Source organism: Wylensekiella montiformis (assembly GCF_009697385.1).
GTDB classification, from domain to species: Bacteria; Bacillota; Negativicutes; order Selenomonadales; family Selenomonadaceae; genus Selenomonas_A; species Selenomonas_A montiformis.
In genome coordinates this window covers 26,459-42,181 of record NZ_VUNL01000012.1, presented here as the reverse complement: position 1 = coordinate 42,181, position 15,723 = coordinate 26,459, and the positions used below count along the sequence as shown (strand labels likewise).

At 56.9% G+C, this 15,723-nt stretch carries 12 protein-coding genes; all 12 read right to left on the bottom strand.

The genetic code is table 11. The features are described 5' to 3' along the window. Positions 1–51 precede the first annotated feature (51 nt). A complete protein-coding gene (locus FYJ78_RS10445; RefSeq protein ID WP_154621323.1) occupies positions 52–459 on the bottom strand; it encodes a response regulator in 408 nt (135 codons plus the stop codon). Further along, entirely contained in the window at positions 456–2,162 is a 1,707-nt protein-coding gene (locus FYJ78_RS10440) for a PAS domain-containing sensor histidine kinase (protein ID WP_154621322.1), read from the bottom strand. The genes FYJ78_RS10445 and FYJ78_RS10440 overlap by 4 nt, the downstream gene beginning before the upstream one ends. 170 nt (positions 2,163–2,332) lie before the next feature. Further along, on the bottom strand, positions 2,333–3,361 hold the full coding sequence (locus FYJ78_RS10435; RefSeq protein ID WP_154621321.1) for a LacI family DNA-binding transcriptional regulator: 1,029 nt from the start codon (positions 3,359–3,361) through the stop codon (positions 2,333–2,335). A gap of 40 nt (positions 3,362–3,401) precedes the next feature. Further along, complete coding sequence (galT, locus tag FYJ78_RS10430) at positions 3,402–4,904, bottom strand: UDP-glucose--hexose-1-phosphate uridylyltransferase (RefSeq protein ID WP_154621320.1); 1,503 nt, start codon at positions 4,902–4,904, stop codon at positions 3,402–3,404. Between the two features lie 56 nt (positions 4,905–4,960). Then, on the bottom strand, positions 4,961–5,950 hold the full coding sequence (galE, locus tag FYJ78_RS10425) for a UDP-glucose 4-epimerase GalE (RefSeq protein ID WP_154621319.1): 990 nt from the start codon (positions 5,948–5,950) through the stop codon (positions 4,961–4,963). Positions 5,951–6,062: 112 nt separating this feature from the next. Beyond that, entirely contained in the window at positions 6,063–7,217 is a 1,155-nt protein-coding gene (locus FYJ78_RS10420) for a galactokinase (protein ID WP_154621361.1), read from the bottom strand. 175 nt (positions 7,218–7,392) lie between these two features. Next, positions 7,393–7,911: a carbohydrate-binding protein gene (locus FYJ78_RS10415; RefSeq protein ID WP_154621318.1), complete on the bottom strand. Its 519-nt coding sequence runs from the start codon at positions 7,909–7,911 to the stop codon at positions 7,393–7,395. Between the two features lie 142 nt (positions 7,912–8,053). Further along, positions 8,054–9,904, bottom strand: coding sequence for a glycosyl hydrolase 53 family protein (locus FYJ78_RS10410; RefSeq protein ID WP_154621317.1), 1,851 nt, complete (start codon positions 9,902–9,904; stop codon positions 8,054–8,056). Positions 9,905–10,050: 146 nt separating this feature from the next. Then, positions 10,051–10,452, bottom strand: a complete 402-nt coding sequence (locus FYJ78_RS10405) for a hypothetical protein (RefSeq protein WP_154621316.1) — start codon at positions 10,450–10,452, stop codon at positions 10,051–10,053. A 75-nt stretch (positions 10,453–10,527) separates the two neighbouring features. Further along, a complete protein-coding gene (locus tag FYJ78_RS10400) occupies positions 10,528–11,700 on the bottom strand; it encodes a glycoside hydrolase family 53 protein (protein ID WP_154621315.1) in 1,173 nt (390 codons plus the stop codon). Between the two features lie 495 nt (positions 11,701–12,195). Next, positions 12,196–13,632, bottom strand: coding sequence for an S-layer homology domain-containing protein (locus FYJ78_RS10395; protein WP_154621314.1), 1,437 nt, complete (start codon positions 13,630–13,632; stop codon positions 12,196–12,198). Positions 13,633–13,935: 303 nt separating this feature from the next. Beyond that, positions 13,936–15,648, bottom strand: a complete 1,713-nt coding sequence (locus FYJ78_RS10390; protein WP_154621313.1) for a PTS lactose transporter subunit IIBC — start codon at positions 15,646–15,648, stop codon at positions 13,936–13,938. Between the last annotated feature and the right edge of the window lie 75 nt (positions 15,649–15,723).

Sequence of the window (15,723 nt, the reverse complement as noted above, 5' to 3'; positions counted from 1 at the left end):
GGAAGGTTCTTTCCTCCCTGCGGCAGTCCCGGTTTGCTCTTCTTATTCTTCCTATTCCTCTTCCGATAAAATCAGGCCAAGGTTCTTCATGACCTCGCGGACCTTTTCGGTGTCAATCGGTTTGGAAGCGTATGCATCGCAGCCGAGACGAAACGCCTGATTGATGTGCCCGATATCGTCCAGCGCCGTCATGACGATAACCCTCATATGTTTTTCCGGCGGAACGCTGTACTGCTCTTCCAGACCGCGGATGACCTTGAGCACCTTCAGGCCGTCCACCTTCGGCATCATGATATCGAGACACAGCAGGTCGTAGGGTCTTTCCTGCCGTATCGACTCCAAGCAGCGATCCAGCGTTTCCATGCCGTTGGCTGCCGAATCACATTCGCCATAGTCGCGCATGAACTCCTCCAGAAAGGTTCTGCTCATCCTGTCATCCTCTGCAATCAAGATTCTCATGGCGTTTCTTCCTTTCCCTTTTTCAATTTTTCCCGGCAATAGGCCATCAGATCCGAAACATCCGCCGTGCCGTCCCCGCCGGCCGCAAGACCGGGACAGGGGTTCATCAGCACTTCCTGCCCGCGCGGCTCCCAATCCGCCCGATCCGTCTCGATCAGCGGAATCCAGAAGCAAAACCGGCTGCCCTTTCCCGGAGCGGACTCCACCCGGATCCCGCCGCCCATGGCATCCAGCAGCTTCTGCACAATCATCAGTCCGAGTCCGGAGCCGCCGAAGCGGCGGGTCGGAGAGCTGTCCACCTGAGTGAACGCATGAAACAGCCGCTTCTGCTCCGCTTCGCTGATCCCGATCCCCGTGTCGCCCACGCAGCATTCCAGAACCGGCTGCTTTTCCCGCTCTCCCCGGCAGACCGTCAGGGAAATCTTTCCCTCCGTGGTGAACTTCAAGGCGTTGGACAAAAGATTGTGCAGAATCTGCCGCAGGCGGAGCGCATCTCCCCGGATAAACCGCGGCAGACGCCCCGTATCGGGAAGCTCCATGGCCAGCCCCCTGCTCTCCGCCAGATCCCGATAGATGGCGCAGATCCGCTGCAGCAGCTGCGGCAGGTCGAAGCCGGACTGTTCGAGTTTCATGCGGCCGCTTTCCAGCTTGGAAAAATCCAGAATATCGTTGATCAGGTGAAGCAGGTCCTCGGCGCACTGGCGCGCATTGTCCAGACAGACCTGCTGTTTTCCGGTCAGAGGCTCCCGCCCGGCCAGCTGCAGCATTCCAAGCATACCGTTAAGCGGTGTGCGCAGCTCATGGCTCATATTGGAGAGGAAGCGGGTTTTCGTGCGGCTGGCCTCTTCCGCGGCCTTCCGGGCCCGCTCCTGCTGTGCCTCATACTCCCGCCGGGCGGATTCATCGACGATGCTCACGATAATCTGCTTTCCCTTCAGCGATGTGGTCTGGGAAACGGACAGTTTCAGCCACAGGGCGCCATTGGTACGCATATTCCGCATAGACATGGCAAATTCTCCGCTGAACGAATCGTCGGCGGCCGCCGCTTCGATATGGTTGCGCACCGGGCAGTGACGGCATGCCTTTCCATGTCCGCAGCCATGCTCCAGACTGTTTTCACAGCGAAAGGCATCGCCGAACTGCAGGCCGACACACTCCTCATAGGTGGTCTGCATGACGCTGAGCGCCGCCTCGTTGATATCAACGACCTCACCTTCCGCATTGAGGATGCACAGTCCGGTTCCCGCCGCGGAAAAGACCGCGCGCATGTAGCGCTGATCGCTTTCCACCTTCATTTCCAGCCCGCGCATGCGCGTCACATCGCGCAGAATGACCGACCCGCCGAGCACACGGCCGCTGCCGTCCGGAGCCTTGATCGGGGAGCAGGTGGCGGAAAGAAACACCGGCTGGCCGTCACGCAGAATGCCGATGTTTTTGGCCAGCCCGACCGACCGCTCTTCGGTCACAGCCTGAGCCAGCGGATCGGGAAACGGCTGCCCGGACACCACGTCGACCAGAGGACACAGCTCGCTGAACAGCGGCCGTTCTCCCGGCTTTTCCGCATAGCCGAGAATCTCTTTGGCGGCCCGGTTCCCGTACAGGACCCTGCCCTCCAGATCTGTCAGCATAAATCCATCGCCGATTCCGCCGAGAAATCCCTGCAGGATTTCCGGCGAAAACAGCGTCATATCTTCTTCCATCATTTTGCTCCCCCTATACCGGACAGGCCGGCGCCGGACTGATTCGATTCTGCTGCCGGGCGGCCTGCGGCGCAGCCCGGCCAGATACAGTCAGCGTACCACAAAATTCCTCTTTTGTACAGACGCCGGAGGGCCTGCCGTGATATGACAGGCCCTCCGGCGTCTGTATGGTTTCAGGAAGAACGGACTTTCCCCGCCGACTCCCGCTCGACGAGTACATTTTCCAGCACAATGCGCTTGCTGCATCCGCCCCGGATCCGCTCGATGAGCAGCGATGCCGCATTGCTTCCCAGCTGAAACATATTCTGATCCATCGTGGTCAGCTTCGGCTCGATCATACGGGAAAGCGCAATGTTGTCATAGCCGACGACGGAAATATCCGCCGGCACGCGGCGCCCCAGCCTCTTGCAGGCATTGATGGCTCCGACCGCCATGAGGTCATTGCAGCAAAATATCGCGGTCGGGTCCAGATCGGGGATCACCCGCAAAAGCTGCTGCATGGCCGAATCGGCCGTTTCCGGCCCGTTCCCCTCGCCGATATTGATCAAAAAGCGGGAATCCAGACCGCCGTGCCGCTCCCGGTCGCGGCGGTACACTTCCTCTTTGATGGTATACGAATCGGAATGGTCACCGCGCACAAACAGGATACGCTGATGGCCGAGCCGCTCCAGATAATCCAGCGCCTGCTGCGTCCCCCGCTGCTCATCATTGGTCACATAGGATACGTCGGGGATATGATGATAGCCGTTAATAAAAACAAGCGGGATGCGCCGCGCCAGCTCGGCATAAAAGCTTTCCCGGATGCCGGCCATATTCGGACTGATGAGGATGATGCCCGAAACATTGCGCGAAACCAGCGCCTGTATGCCGCTCATCTCCTGCTGCGGATCGTTCTTCGCACAGTTCAGCAGCAAAGAGAAGCCGTCCTGACGCACCGCTTCTTCGATGCCGTCAATGACCTCCGCGAAAAACATATTGTGCAAGCCGGGGACCACGACGCCCAGAGTAGACGACTGGCGCGTATTGAGCTCCCTTGCCTGTACATTGGGCACATAGCGCAGCGCCTGAATGACCTTCTGCACCCGTTCTTTCGTTTCCAGCTTGACCGGGTAGTTGCCGTTGACCACACGGGACACCGTAGCCACCGACACCCCGGCCTGACGAGCCACATCGACAATCGTCGCCTTTTTCCTGTCTTCCATAATCTCCTGCTTTCTGCGGCAAACTCTCCGCTGCGCCTTGTTACTGCATGGCCTTCGCAGCAAAGCGGTCGAAGGCGGCCATACCCTGCTCATCGCGCTTGAACACGCCCGCATGGGTCAGCACCGTCCGGAATACCTGCCCGATTTCGCTGCGCAGAATCGCATGAACATCCTCCTCCAAAACAGACGGGTATTTCTCCCGCAGCATCCGGTACCATTCCGCATGAACGGCAATATCTTCCATGCCGGAAATATCCTCCGTCCCCCGGACGAGTTCCTCGCCGACGCGATACATCTCCGTTTTGAGACGGGCGGGCAGAACGGCCAGCCCCATGACCTCGATAAGTCCGATATTCTCCTTCTTGATGTGATGCACTTCGGCATGCGGATGAAAGATTCCAAGCGGATGCTCCGGACTGGTCCGATTGTTGCGCAGCACGAGATCCAGCTCGTATTCCTCGCCGCGGCGGCGGGCGATCGGCGTGATCGTGTTGTGCATCTGGCCGCCGCTTTCCGCCAGAATGCCGACCGATTCGTCGCTGTAGGCGCGCCATTCCTCAAGCACTTTGGCCGCCAGCTCCGTCAAGGCCTCGCGGTCTCGTCCGCGCAGCCGCAGCGCAGACATCGGCCACTTCACCCGGCCTGCCCGGACGCCGGGGTACGCCGGGCAGGGATAAACCTTCTCGACCGGCGCCTTGGCCATGGCAAAGGTATAGCGGCCGCCCTGATAATGATCGTGCGACAGAATGGAGCCGCCGACAATCGGCAGATCGGCATTGGAGCCGAGGAAATAATGCGGGAACATCGTGACGAAATCCAGCAGGTTCTCAAACGTCCGGCGCGACACCTTCATCGGGACATGACGCCGGTTCAGCACGATGCAGTGTTCATTGTAATAAGTATACGGGGAATACTGCATAAACCATCGGTGACCGGACAGGCGCAGCGGAATCAGCCGGTGCGTCTGACGGGCCGGATGTCCCGCATGCCCCGCATAGCCCTCGTTCTCACGGCAAAGCAGACATTTCGGATAGGAGCCGGACGGCGCCAGCTTTGCGCGGGCAATATCGCGCGGGTCCTTTTCCGGCTTCGACAAATTGATCGTGATGTCCAGATCGCCGTACTCCGTCGCCGTCTTCCAGACGATATTCCGATCGATCCTATCCTTGCGGATATAATTCGAAGCAATGCTCAGCTTGTAGAATTCATCCGTAGCCGCCTTCGGCGAACGCGCATAATCGTTTTGGAACCGCCGGACCACCTCAGAGGGGCGCGGCATGACACAGTTCATGATGCGCGTATCAAAGAGATCCCGCTCGCTGACGGTATCTTCGATCAGCCCCCGCTTCACCGCATCATCCAGCATGGCCTGCAGAATGGGGGCTGCGGTGTCCAGCTCCTCCTGCACCGGCTCCGGTTCAAACGAATCCGCCTGCAGGACGTCCAGCAGGAGATTCGCCGCATAGTAAAAATCGTCTTCATTGATAAGTCCGTGCTGCTTCGCAAAATGCAGCAGCCGATTGATTTCTGTTTGGATTGACATAATATTTTCCTCCAGCCTTCCCGCATCGGGACGGCTTCCTGAGTCCGTTTCGGCGTTTACTTTTCGTAGCCGTCAGGATGTTTCTGATGCCAGTTCCAGGCCGTGCCGATGACCTGTCTGACATCGGTATAGCGCGGCTTCCAGCCAAGGATGCTGCGCGCCTTCTCGCTGGACGCGATGAGCTGGGCCGGGTCGCCCGCGCGGCGCGCGCCCATCTCCACTTTGATTTCCCGGCCGGTCGCCTCTTTGGCCGCTTCGATCATCTCGCGGACGGAAAAGCCCTGGCCGTTGCCGAGGTTGAAAATATTGCTCTCGCCGCCCCGGCGCAGATACTCCAGCGCCAGCACATGCGCGTCGGCCAGATCTACGACGTGAATATAGTCGCGCAGGCAGGTGCCGTCGGGCGTCGCATAATCATCGCCGAAAATCGTAATATGGTCGCGCTTTCCGAGCGGGACCTGCAGGATAAGCGGGATGAGATGCGTTTCCGGATGATGGTCTTCGCCGATGGATCCATCTTCCAGAGCCCCGGCCGCGTTGAAATAGCGCAGCGATACATAGCGGATGCCGTCGGCGCGGCTGACCCACTTCATCATCTTTTCCATCGTGCGCTTCGTTTCTCCGTAGGTGTTCGTCGGATTCGTCTCATCGTCCTCCATGATGGGAACCCGCTTCGGCTCCCCATAGACCGCGGCCGTCGAGGAGAATACGATCTTGTCGACATGATGGCGCACCATGGCCTCAAGCAGCACCTGCATGCCATATACGTTGTTATTGAAGTATTTCAGCGGCTTTTCCATGCTCTCGCCGACCAGAGAATTTGCCGCGAAATGAATGACGGCCTCAATCGGATTTTCGGTAAAGATCCGGTCGAGAACTGCCGCATCGCGGATGTCGCCCTCGTAAAAGCGCGCGTCCGGATGAAGGGCATCGCGATGTCCCGTCTGCAGATTGTCGACAATGACGACCTGCTCTCCTTTCCCGATCAGCTGATGAACGGCATGCGAACCGATATATCCGGCGCCGCCGCAAACAAGAATGGCCATAATGGAACCTTCCTTTCCTTCGCCTGTTCCAAACAGAAATCTTCTCTATTTTAGCATGCTTTCTGCTTGTTTTTCTATTTATTTTCTATCCGTTTTCTATCAACTGTACCGGTCAGTCAATCCGGTGCGTCCCGTCAGCAATGCCGGCGACGTAGAAGCTCGGCGCATAGCCGATTTTCTCCGTGTAGCCCTGACCGACCCGCTCCTTAAACTCCGGTATCGCATCATTCTTCACCAGACTCACCGTGCAGCCGCCGAAGCCCGCTCCGGTCATGCGGGAGCCGATCACGCCGTCCTGCGCCCAGGCCAGCTCAGCCAGCGTATCAAGCTCCCGGCCCGTCACATCGTAGTCGTCGCGCAGCGAAACATGCGATTCATTCATCAGACGGCCGAACCGCGCCAAATCCTTCTGTTCCAGCGCCTCCACCGCCTGTAGCGTGCGGTTGTTCTCAAAGACGGCATGCCGGGCGCGCTGGCGTTCCAGCTGCTCAAAGATATGACCGGCCAGCCGGCTGTACTCCTCATTCGAAAGCGCGCCGAGAGCAGGCAGATCCGGCCGGACCTCGCGCAGCTCATTCAGCGCGTGCTCGCACTGGGCCCGGCGGACATTGTACGCGCTGGAAGCCAGACTATGCGGCTTATTGGTGTTGGTAATGACGATGCTTGCATCCGGCAGATCAATCCGGCTGTACCGGTAGTCCAGCGTCTGACAGTTCAGCAGGATCGCGCAGTCCTTTTTCCCCATGCCGACCGCAAACTGATCCATGATGCCGCAGTTCACACCGACAAAGGTATTCTCCGCCTTTTGCGACATCCTGACCAGATCCACCATAGAGAGTCCGAAGGAAAACGTTTCATTGAGAATCAGCGCTGTCAGCACTTCCAGCGAAGCCGACGAGGAAAGGCCGGCCCCGTTCGGCAGCGTTCCGTTCACGACAATATCCAGACCATGACTGCACGGATAGCCGGCTTCCTCAAAGACGCGGACAACGCCCGCCGGATAATTGGCCCAGTCCCTCTCCCGATCATAGCTCAGACCGGCCATCGGAAATTCAATGACGCCGCGGTCGGGAAGGTTCATGGAAAAAATCCTCATCCGGTAATCGCTGCGGCCGGCTGCCATCGCATAGGTGCCGAGCGATATCGCACACGGAAAGACATGCCCGCCGTTGTAATCGGTATGCTCGCCGATCAGATTCACGCGCCCCGGCGAAAAATAACTGTGCTGCGGCTCCTGATCGAACTGCCGGACAAAGACCTGCCGCATCTCCTGCAAGATTTCCTGTTCCACACCAAACTCCTCCTTTATTTAGTAAACGTTTTCTATTTTCGGTAAAAATCAGGGGAACAGATCTGGGGATTAAAAATCTGCTCCCCCTTCTTTCTTCAGTTTATCCCAGCGGTACTGACCTGTCAATCCCTTTGAGTAAACGTTTTCGCCATTATTTTACCGGCACCATCTCAAAATTATCAAAGGAACCCCAGTTTCCGGCATTGGCATCCACGGCCACGCCAAGGATGAACTTGCCGCCCTTGATCTCGACATTCTCGATCGTCCAGGTCTGCCACTTATTCCAGCCCGTATTGGCAATGGCCGCTTCTTTCCGCTGGCCGCTCACGTCGACAAACAGCTTGACGCTGTTTTCACCGCCGCCGCCCTGCGTCATCACGGAAATATTGTAAACGCCGTCCGGAACATCGGTGACTTCCTGCTGCGCCGTGAATTTAAACGCCTTGTCGCTCCAATAGTGCATCGCCGCGGTGCCCTGACAATCGCCATTTTTCGTCGCGATGTCCACGCAGCGGTCGCCGGTGATATCCCAGCCAACCGTCTTGCCGCTCTCAAAATCACCGTTCAGAATCGGCGATTCAAACGCGGCCTCCGCCGCCGGCATGGCAGAAACAAACGATGCGGCCAGAAGTCCGGCGCAGATTCCCGCAGTAAACGAACGTATCTTCATGAGTCATCCTCCCCTTTCTTTTGCTTTTTATTATACGTTATTGATTGCGCGCGATGTTTTCAGTTTTTGAAAAGATTTTCAACGCAAAAAACCGCTCCGGACCAAAAAGCCCGAAGCAGTTTTTTCCTCTGCGGGAAATCCGTTATTCCTGACGGTAGAATTCAAAGTTATCGAGCGACCCCCAGGTGCCGGGCGCGGCCTCCATCGTCACGCCGATCGTACACTGTCCGTCCCTGACTTCGACATTCTTGATTTCAAACGTATGCCATTCATTCCACTTCGTATCCTTGATGTCGGCCGTCTGCGTACCGGCTGCGGTTTTGGCGAAGAGCTGATACTTCGTCTGTCCGCCGCCGCCCTGCGTCGAAACGGCGACCGTGTATTTGCCGTCCTTGAGGCCCGTGAATTTCTGGCTGGCCGTGAAATGGAACGCCTTATCGCTCCAATAGTGCATGGCGCTCGTATCGAGTGCGTCGCCGCCCTTGGTCACGACATCGACGACCTTGTCGCCGTCAATCGTCCAGCCGTCCAGCGTCTTTGCGCTTTCAAAATCGCCGTTCTTGATGAGGTTCACCTTATTGACGACCGTCACCGCGCCCTTGACCGGATGCTTCACGCCGTCCACCGTAACCGTTCCTTTGATGGTATACGTGCCGGGCTGGTCAAAGGTCGGCGACGGCGTATCCCAGACGACCGGCAGATCGGCGGTATGATCGTCCGTATAAGTCACGCGCGTCTTGTCCGGCAGTCTCGCCGGCACGCCCCGGCCGGCCTCGGCCAGTACATTGTCAGCCTCCTTAAAGACCGGCTTGATCGTCGGCAGGCTCTGGTTGCTCACATCCTTGAATACCGACCACGACTCAAGGGCCTTGCCGTGATTATCGAACATGACGAGATTGTCCCACTCATCGCCCTGATCCTTGAACGCACCGGCTCCCGGCACGGCGTACCAGTCCGGCTCCCAGTAGAACATGCCGATGCCGCGGCCGTTCGGCACGTCCGCGAGACTCTGCATGACGGTGCGCAGACCCGTCGCCTGTCCCTGCGGCGTCGAGCGGAAGCCGCCGACATGCTCCGCCTGCGCATCGTACGGGTTCTTCGTATCGTCAAAGTTCTCATTCGTATAGCCGAAGGCCGTCTCAACGATGATGACATCTTTGTTGTAGCGCGCGGAAAGATCGTTGATATTCGCCCTCATCTGGTCCATGTTGCCGTGCCAGAACGGATAATACGACAGGCCGATGATATCGAAGTCATTCACGCCGTTGTCTTTGATGAGCTGATCGTAGAACGCCCGCGACGCCGCGTTGTCGCCGCCCTTGTCGATATGAATCATGGTCCGGATGCCCTTGTCCGTATCATGCACGGCCTTGAGGCCGCTCTGCACAAACGAAGCCAGTGTCTTGCCATTGTCGGCGGACGGCAGCTTGCCGAGCGGCCAGATCATGCCGTTTGTGATCTCGTTGCCGACCTGCACCATCTCCGGCAGCGCTCCGGCCTTCTTGAAGTCGCCGAGCACTTTCTTCGTATAGGCATAGACTTTTTTCTGCACTTTCGCGGCATCGTCCTTCGCCCATGCTTTCGGCGCCCACTGCTTGCCCGGATCCGCCCAGAAATCGCTGTAATGGAAATCGATGAGTACCTTCATGCCAAGCGCATGTGCGCGCTTCGTCATCGCCAGAGCGCGCTCCGCCGTCGTATAGCCGCCGCCGTTTTCATGAGATGGATTATTCCAGATTCGCAGACGAATCCAGTTGACGCCGTACTTCTTCATGATGGCCAGCTCGTCCATCTGCGTCCCGTCCATATCATAGAACTTGCCGCCCAGCGACTCCAGCTCCGGCAGCATCGAAACATCCGCGCCCTTGATAAAGTCAGCGGGAAGGTTCCGGATCGGGTTCACCTGCACCGCCGCATCCGCTGTGCCGCCGAAAGCAAACGCCCCCGCCGCAATCGCAGAAAGCACCAGTCCTTTTAACATCGATTTTTTCATAGTCCTTCACCTCATAAAAAGTTCATCGACAATCATTACGGAATTTCCCTTGATTTCTTCTTCTTTATTATTATAACGGATGAAAAAACATTCCTGTTTTCGAAGATTGAAAATCCTTTCAATCTTCCCCGCTCCTTCCGGCAGCGTCAGTTTGCGAACGTCACCGCATCGTCATTGACCTCTCCAGCCTTTTCATCCCTTACAGCAGTACGGGCAGGAACCGGCTGGCGGCTTTGCGGCTCTTCTTTCAGCCGGGCGGCAATCTTCTCTTTCTGCCCGGCATATACCGTCTCCGCCTGCTGCTTTTCTTCCTTCGCCGCCTGCTCGGTCGCCGCTTTTTCCGTCGCCGTCGCCGCAAAGGATTTCAGCCCCAGAGTACCGCCCTCGCTGCCGAGCGTCGCGCTGTCCGCCGCGACAAGCTGCAGATGTCCCTGCGTCCAGACGGGCGCCGTCCCTTCAAGCGTCTTCGTCGGCTCGATGTAAAGGTAGGTGTCCGGCGCGACGGTAACCGTCCTGCCGAGGATGGAAAGCGACCCCGTCGCGAGCACCGCGGACGTCGGCTCCAGACGCGTCGTATCAAAGTTCCCCGCGGCCGCTCGGGTTCCGAAAAAGTATGCCGATGCTCACCGGCTTTGCACATCGGAAAAGACCTTCCAGCTCTCAAGCGCCCGGCCGTTTTTATCGAACAGGGCGAGATTTTCCCAGCCGCTGAGCTGGTTATCCCTTACGGCGTCCGGTATCGCGACCCAATCCGGTTCCCAGTAAAAGACGCCGATTCCCCGGCCGTCCGGGACGGCCGCCACTGCCGCCATCACATCGCGCACAGCCTGTGCCTGCCCCTGCGGCGAGACGCGGTAGCCGCCCATCCCCGCTTCCTTCGCAGTGAACAGATTGCCCTGCCGGTCGTAATTGTCCAGCGTGAAGCCATAGGCCGTCTCCGCCACGCAGACCTCTTTCCCGTAGCGCGCGGAAATATCGGTCAGATTCTCCTCCAAAGCCTTTGTCCTTCCATTCCAGAACGGATAGAACGAAACCCCGATCACATCGAAATCACGAACTCCGTTGCGCGTAATCAGCTGATCGAAGAAACGGTGATAGAGCGCATTGTCGCCGCCGCGGTCGATATGAATCATCGTTTTGACCGCATGAGCCTTGTCCAGCTCATGAACTGCGGACAATCCCGCCTCGACCAGACCGGCAAACGCCCGGCCGTCGTCCTTTGCGGGGAGCTGGCCGACTGGCCATAGCATACCGTTCGTGATCTCGTTGCCGATCTGCACCATCTCCGGCAGTTCATCCTCATCGGCAAAATATTCCAGCGTTTCCCTGGTAAAATCATGAACATCGGCCTTGAGCTGTTCGATGTTATGATTTTTCCAGCTGGTCGGCGTGATCTGATGCCCCGGATCGGCCCATGTGTCGCTGTAGTGAAAGTCCAGCAGCACCTTCATGCCGAGCGCATGCGCCCGCTTCGTGACCCCCAGCGCCTTTTTCGCGTTCATCGCGCCGCCTCCGCCGCCCTGACTCGGATGGTTCCAGATACGCAGACGAATCCAGTTGACTCCATATTTTTTCATGATGGCCAGTTCGTCCATCTGCGTCCCGTCCATATCGTAAAATTTGACGCCGGCTCTCTCCAGATCCGGCAGCATCGAGACATCCGCGCCGCGGATAAAGGAGTCCGTCATGCCCGGCACCGGATCAACGGAGACAGCCGCCTCAGCCGGAGAAGCCGCAGCGGCCAGAACCAGCACAGCCGCTCCGGCCAGCATCTTTTTCCATTCCCGCAATTTCATCCTGCATCTTTCCTTTCTAAAAAAATCCTCGAAGCGCAGTACCCCTCTTCCGCCTCTCTTCGTTCGGCACCTTCCCCCTGAGGGGAAGGCTTAATCCTCGAAGCGCAGCCTTCCCCCTTGGGGGAAGGTGGGTGAGCGCAGCGAGGCCGGATGAGGGGCGTTGCTTTCCGTATTGTCCCATTCGGGGAAGTAACGCCCTGCGCAGTACCCCCTCTTCCGCCTCTCTTCGTTCGGCACCTTCCCCCCTGAGGGGAAGGCTTAATCCTCGAAGCGCAGCCTTCCCCCTTGGGGGAAGGTGGGTGAGCGCAGCGAGGCCGGATGAGGGGCGTTGCTTTCCGTGTTGTCCCATTCGGGGAAATAACGCCCTGCGCAGTCCCCCCTCTTCCGCCTCTCTTCGTTCGGCACCTTCCCCCCTGAGGGGAAGGCTTAAGGGAGGGCTTAGAAAAACGCCGGGGCCAAGAGGCCCCGGCGTATGAATCGTCGTCCGATGTGGAATTAAAAACTGAAAACGAACGCTGCATAGCCCTGATCACGATACGTACCAAAGCTCGTATCATACGGACGCATCTTGTAGTAGGCAAGATCAAGGTTGGTGTTCTTCGCCAGCATATAGGTAAGACCAGCACCCCAGCCGCGCGCACCGCCGTTATCGGAGCCATAGCCATTGCCGCCAGCGAAGTTCAAATGATGAGCCCAGCCGGTGGAATCAACGGCATAGTTGCCAAGAGCGGCATACTCAGCATAAATCTTCCAAGTATTCGCCTTACTCCAATCCTGTTTGCCATAGGAGAGGCGCGTCCAGAAGCCATCCTTGTTCACGCGGCCCGAACCGGCGACATTGTTGCGTACATATTCGGCATTGATGTGCCATTTCGGTGCGAGCTGCGACTCAAAACCAAACGCCATTTGGTTGAGATAATACTTCTGAGTTTTACCCCAGGAATGCAACCAACCATAAGCATCGACCGATGTGACTGTCCCATAGCCATCACTATTCGTTTTAAAGTAGGTTGCAGTCAGCGATGTCGCCTTGCTCAGGTTCAATTTTCCATCCGCGAAGAACGACGGACACCACTTATCATGAGCACTACCGGCGCCCCAGTTTTCCGCTGACATATCGCCCCAGCCAAACTGGACGTTGCCCTTATCGCCGAACCATTTCTTCAGCGAAATACCATCGATCGGGTTTTCCCAATAAACCAGTCCCTGACCGAATCTCTTCTGCATACGGCCGGCTGCGACTTCATAACCATTCTTGGCATGCCAAGTAAATTCGAGCTGGTCGTAACCAAATTTACCGTTGTTATTATCCTCGACGTTGCCGTTATTCCAGCCATCATGATTATCGGTGCTATCTTCAACCTTCAAGCGCCCCTGTACACTGACATTTTTCGCCGGTTCGCCCCACAGGCCCAAACGAATACGCTTATCAATCTTATGAGCAGATTTCTCGTACTCACTACCATCTGACAGTCCGCCCGGAGCTCTGCGCTCCTTAAAGTACATGCCGTTCTTATTATTCATATAGCGGAAACGTGCATCACCGTACCATTTGAAGCTCGACTGGTTTTTCTTGAGGTCCTGCACATCGCTTTCGACGTTGGTCAGGCGGAAGTCCATGTCTTTGAGTTCAGCGGAAAATTCTTTTTTCAGCTTGTTGATCGCGCCTTTGTCTTTTGGCTGAACCGAGCCGTATTTTTCTGCGGCTTTGGCGACGATCTGCGCCATCTCATAGCGGTTCATGAGCTTGTCACCGCTGAACTGCCCATCGCCGTAGCCGTCGATTACGCCGTCTTTGGCAAGCATGCTCACGGCATCATAGGCCCAGTGATCCTTCGGGATGTCCTTGAACGGATTCTGCGCGGCGAAGGCCGGCGCAGCCGACAGGGTCGTTGCGGCGAGAATGGCAGCAGCAAGTGCTTTCTTTTTCATAATGACTCCTCCTGTTTCTCTTTTTCATCTCTTTGCATTATTTTGAAAAATGCTTGTATTGAGAAATCCAAACCGCCATCTGTGTCCGTGTTTCCAGCTGCCGGCCCGGATATCTTCCTTTATAATATGTTCATATGATCTGTTGTCGGTTTGTAAATGGGTGAATAATCGGCTCCGGCCCCCTTTTTGGGGGAGAGGGCCGCAGTCATTATTCTGTTAAGAGGTTGTTAAGGGGTTATATAGGGAAATCGTTACAGGAGAAAGGATAACAGTGTACTGTCTTCTTCCTCCGGGGGAAGCAATTTAATGGGCCATGAGCGCCAGCGCAAAGTCGAGGGCTTTGTCCGGGTCGCGGGTCAGGCTGACGTATTCGCGGCCGCTCGTCGTCGCGCTCTTCACGCCCTGCGCATCGCAGTCGTGCTTGAGCTCGTCGTACATGGAGGCCATCTGCGGCGCCAAGACGATCAGATCAAAATCGTTGATGATGTCTTTGTGCTGACCATAGGCCATGGCGATGGATTCGACCGGCGCATCGTGTTTTTTCGCGCCTTTTTCGATGGCTTTCGCGAGCATGGAGCTGGTCGCGCCGGAGGCGCAGAGCACCAGTACTCGTTTTTCCTCCTTCGGTACGGCCTCCTGCGTAGGAGCAGGTTCTTCTTTTTGGCCGGCCTCTATGGCTTCTGCCGCGAGGACAGCGTCTTCCGGCGTCGCGGTCTCTTCGTCGTCGGCGGCGATTTCGCCATTGGCGATGGCCGTTTCACGGGCGACGAGCTGCGAATCGTAGACGCGGAAGAACGGATAGTACAGGACGGCATCGACGATCAGGAGCAGCGGCGCCAGAATAAAGGCGAGCTTGGCAAAGCCGGTCGCGATGACCAGACCGATCGGCGCCGGCGTCGTCCATGGCAGAATGTAAATCATGGAGTTCATGCCGAGTTCGTCGACGAAAAATTTAAAAATCCAGACATTGGCAATCGGAGCGAGAATGAAGGGGAAGAACAGAACCGGATTCAGTACAATCGGCGCGCCGAAGAGAATCGGTTCGTTGACCGCGAAGCAGACCGGAATGATCGATGCGCGGCCAACCGCTTTGAGCTGTTTGGATTTCGCGATGAAGGCGCACATGGCGCAGAACATCAGCGTAGCTCCGGTGCCGCCGAGCGTGGCGACAAAGTAGGACGTCGGATGTGTAAGGATGTTGGTCGCATGACCGCCGGCACTGACGATCTGCAGGTTTGCTTCGATGTTGGCAATATAGATCGCCGTCACGGCCGGCTCGACGATGGACGGCCCGTGGATGCCGACGAACCAGAACATAGCCATGGCGCCGTAGATGATCGCCACGCCGATGTAGCCGTCCGCCGCGACAAACAGCGGTTTGAATACTTCGAGGATCCATGCGCCGAACAGCATGCCCGTGACGTTCTGGAAGATGATGCTGCCGATCCAGAATACGAACACCGCGACAGAAAGCGGAATGAGGTCGGCAAAGGTCTGCGCGATGTAATGCGGAACTTCTTCCGGCAGTTTGATGGTGATGTTGCGGCTCACAAAGAACTTATAGATGTTCGGAACCGTAAAGGCTACGACAAACGCGGAAAGCAGTCCTTTCGTCCCCATGAATTCCATGGAGATGCCTTTCTCGACCTGCCCGACCGCGAGGAGCAGCAGGCAGATGATCGAGACGATCATGACCGAGACGTCGTTGATCTGACGCAGCTTCGGCAGTTTGTGGTTGATGCTGTCCGTCAGGCTTTTCGCGATGGTCGCCACCATCAGGACGGACAGGATGCCCATCGAATAGTTGTAGGCCTGCCAGAGATGCTTGGCGATATTGTCCGGCACCTTGACGCCGAAAATTTCCGGCACACTGGCCACCAGAATGAATAATGAGGAAAAGAGGATTACCGGTATGCAGCTGACGAAGCCGTCGCGGATAGCCCTCAGGTAGATGTTGTTGGAAACCTTTTCAAAGAACGGTTTCATGGTCTCTACCATTTTGATGAGTTTGTCCATGATGATTCCCTTTCTTTCTCTAAATCAACGTCCCGTTGTTTTCGTTCTATGGTTATAGTATAGGCGAAAATCGTT

Excerpts from the sequence above, each read along its gene's own strand:
- FYJ78_RS10445 (WP_154621323.1), bottom strand. The coding sequence starts at position 459 with ATGAGAATCTTGATTGCAGAGGATGACAGGATGAGCAGAACCTTTCTG.
- FYJ78_RS10440 (WP_154621322.1), bottom strand. The coding sequence starts at position 2,162 with ATGATGGAAGAAGATATGACGCTGTTTTCGCCGGAAATCCTGCAGGGA.
- FYJ78_RS10435 (WP_154621321.1), bottom strand. The coding sequence starts at position 3,361 with ATGGAAGACAGGAAAAAGGCGACGATTGTCGATGTGGCTCGTCAGGCC.
- galT (WP_154621320.1), bottom strand. The coding sequence starts at position 4,904 with ATGTCAATCCAAACAGAAATCAATCGGCTGCTGCATTTTGCGAAGCAG.
- galE (WP_154621319.1), bottom strand. The coding sequence starts at position 5,950 with ATGGCCATTCTTGTTTGCGGCGGCGCCGGATATATCGGTTCGCATGCC.
- FYJ78_RS10420 (WP_154621361.1), bottom strand. The coding sequence starts at position 7,217 with ATGCGGCAGGTCTTTGTCCGGCAGTTCGATCAGGAGCCGCAGCACAGT.
- FYJ78_RS10415 (WP_154621318.1), bottom strand. The coding sequence starts at position 7,911 with ATGAAGATACGTTCGTTTACTGCGGGAATCTGCGCCGGACTTCTGGCC.
- FYJ78_RS10410 (WP_154621317.1), bottom strand. The coding sequence starts at position 9,904 with ATGAAAAAATCGATGTTAAAAGGACTGGTGCTTTCTGCGATTGCGGCG.
- FYJ78_RS10400 (WP_154621315.1), bottom strand. The coding sequence starts at position 11,700 with ATGAAATTGCGGGAATGGAAAAAGATGCTGGCCGGAGCGGCTGTGCTG.
- FYJ78_RS10395 (WP_154621314.1), bottom strand. The coding sequence starts at position 13,632 with ATGAAAAAGAAAGCACTTGCTGCTGCCATTCTCGCCGCAACGACCCTG.
- FYJ78_RS10390 (WP_154621313.1), bottom strand. The coding sequence starts at position 15,648 with ATGGACAAACTCATCAAAATGGTAGAGACCATGAAACCGTTCTTTGAA.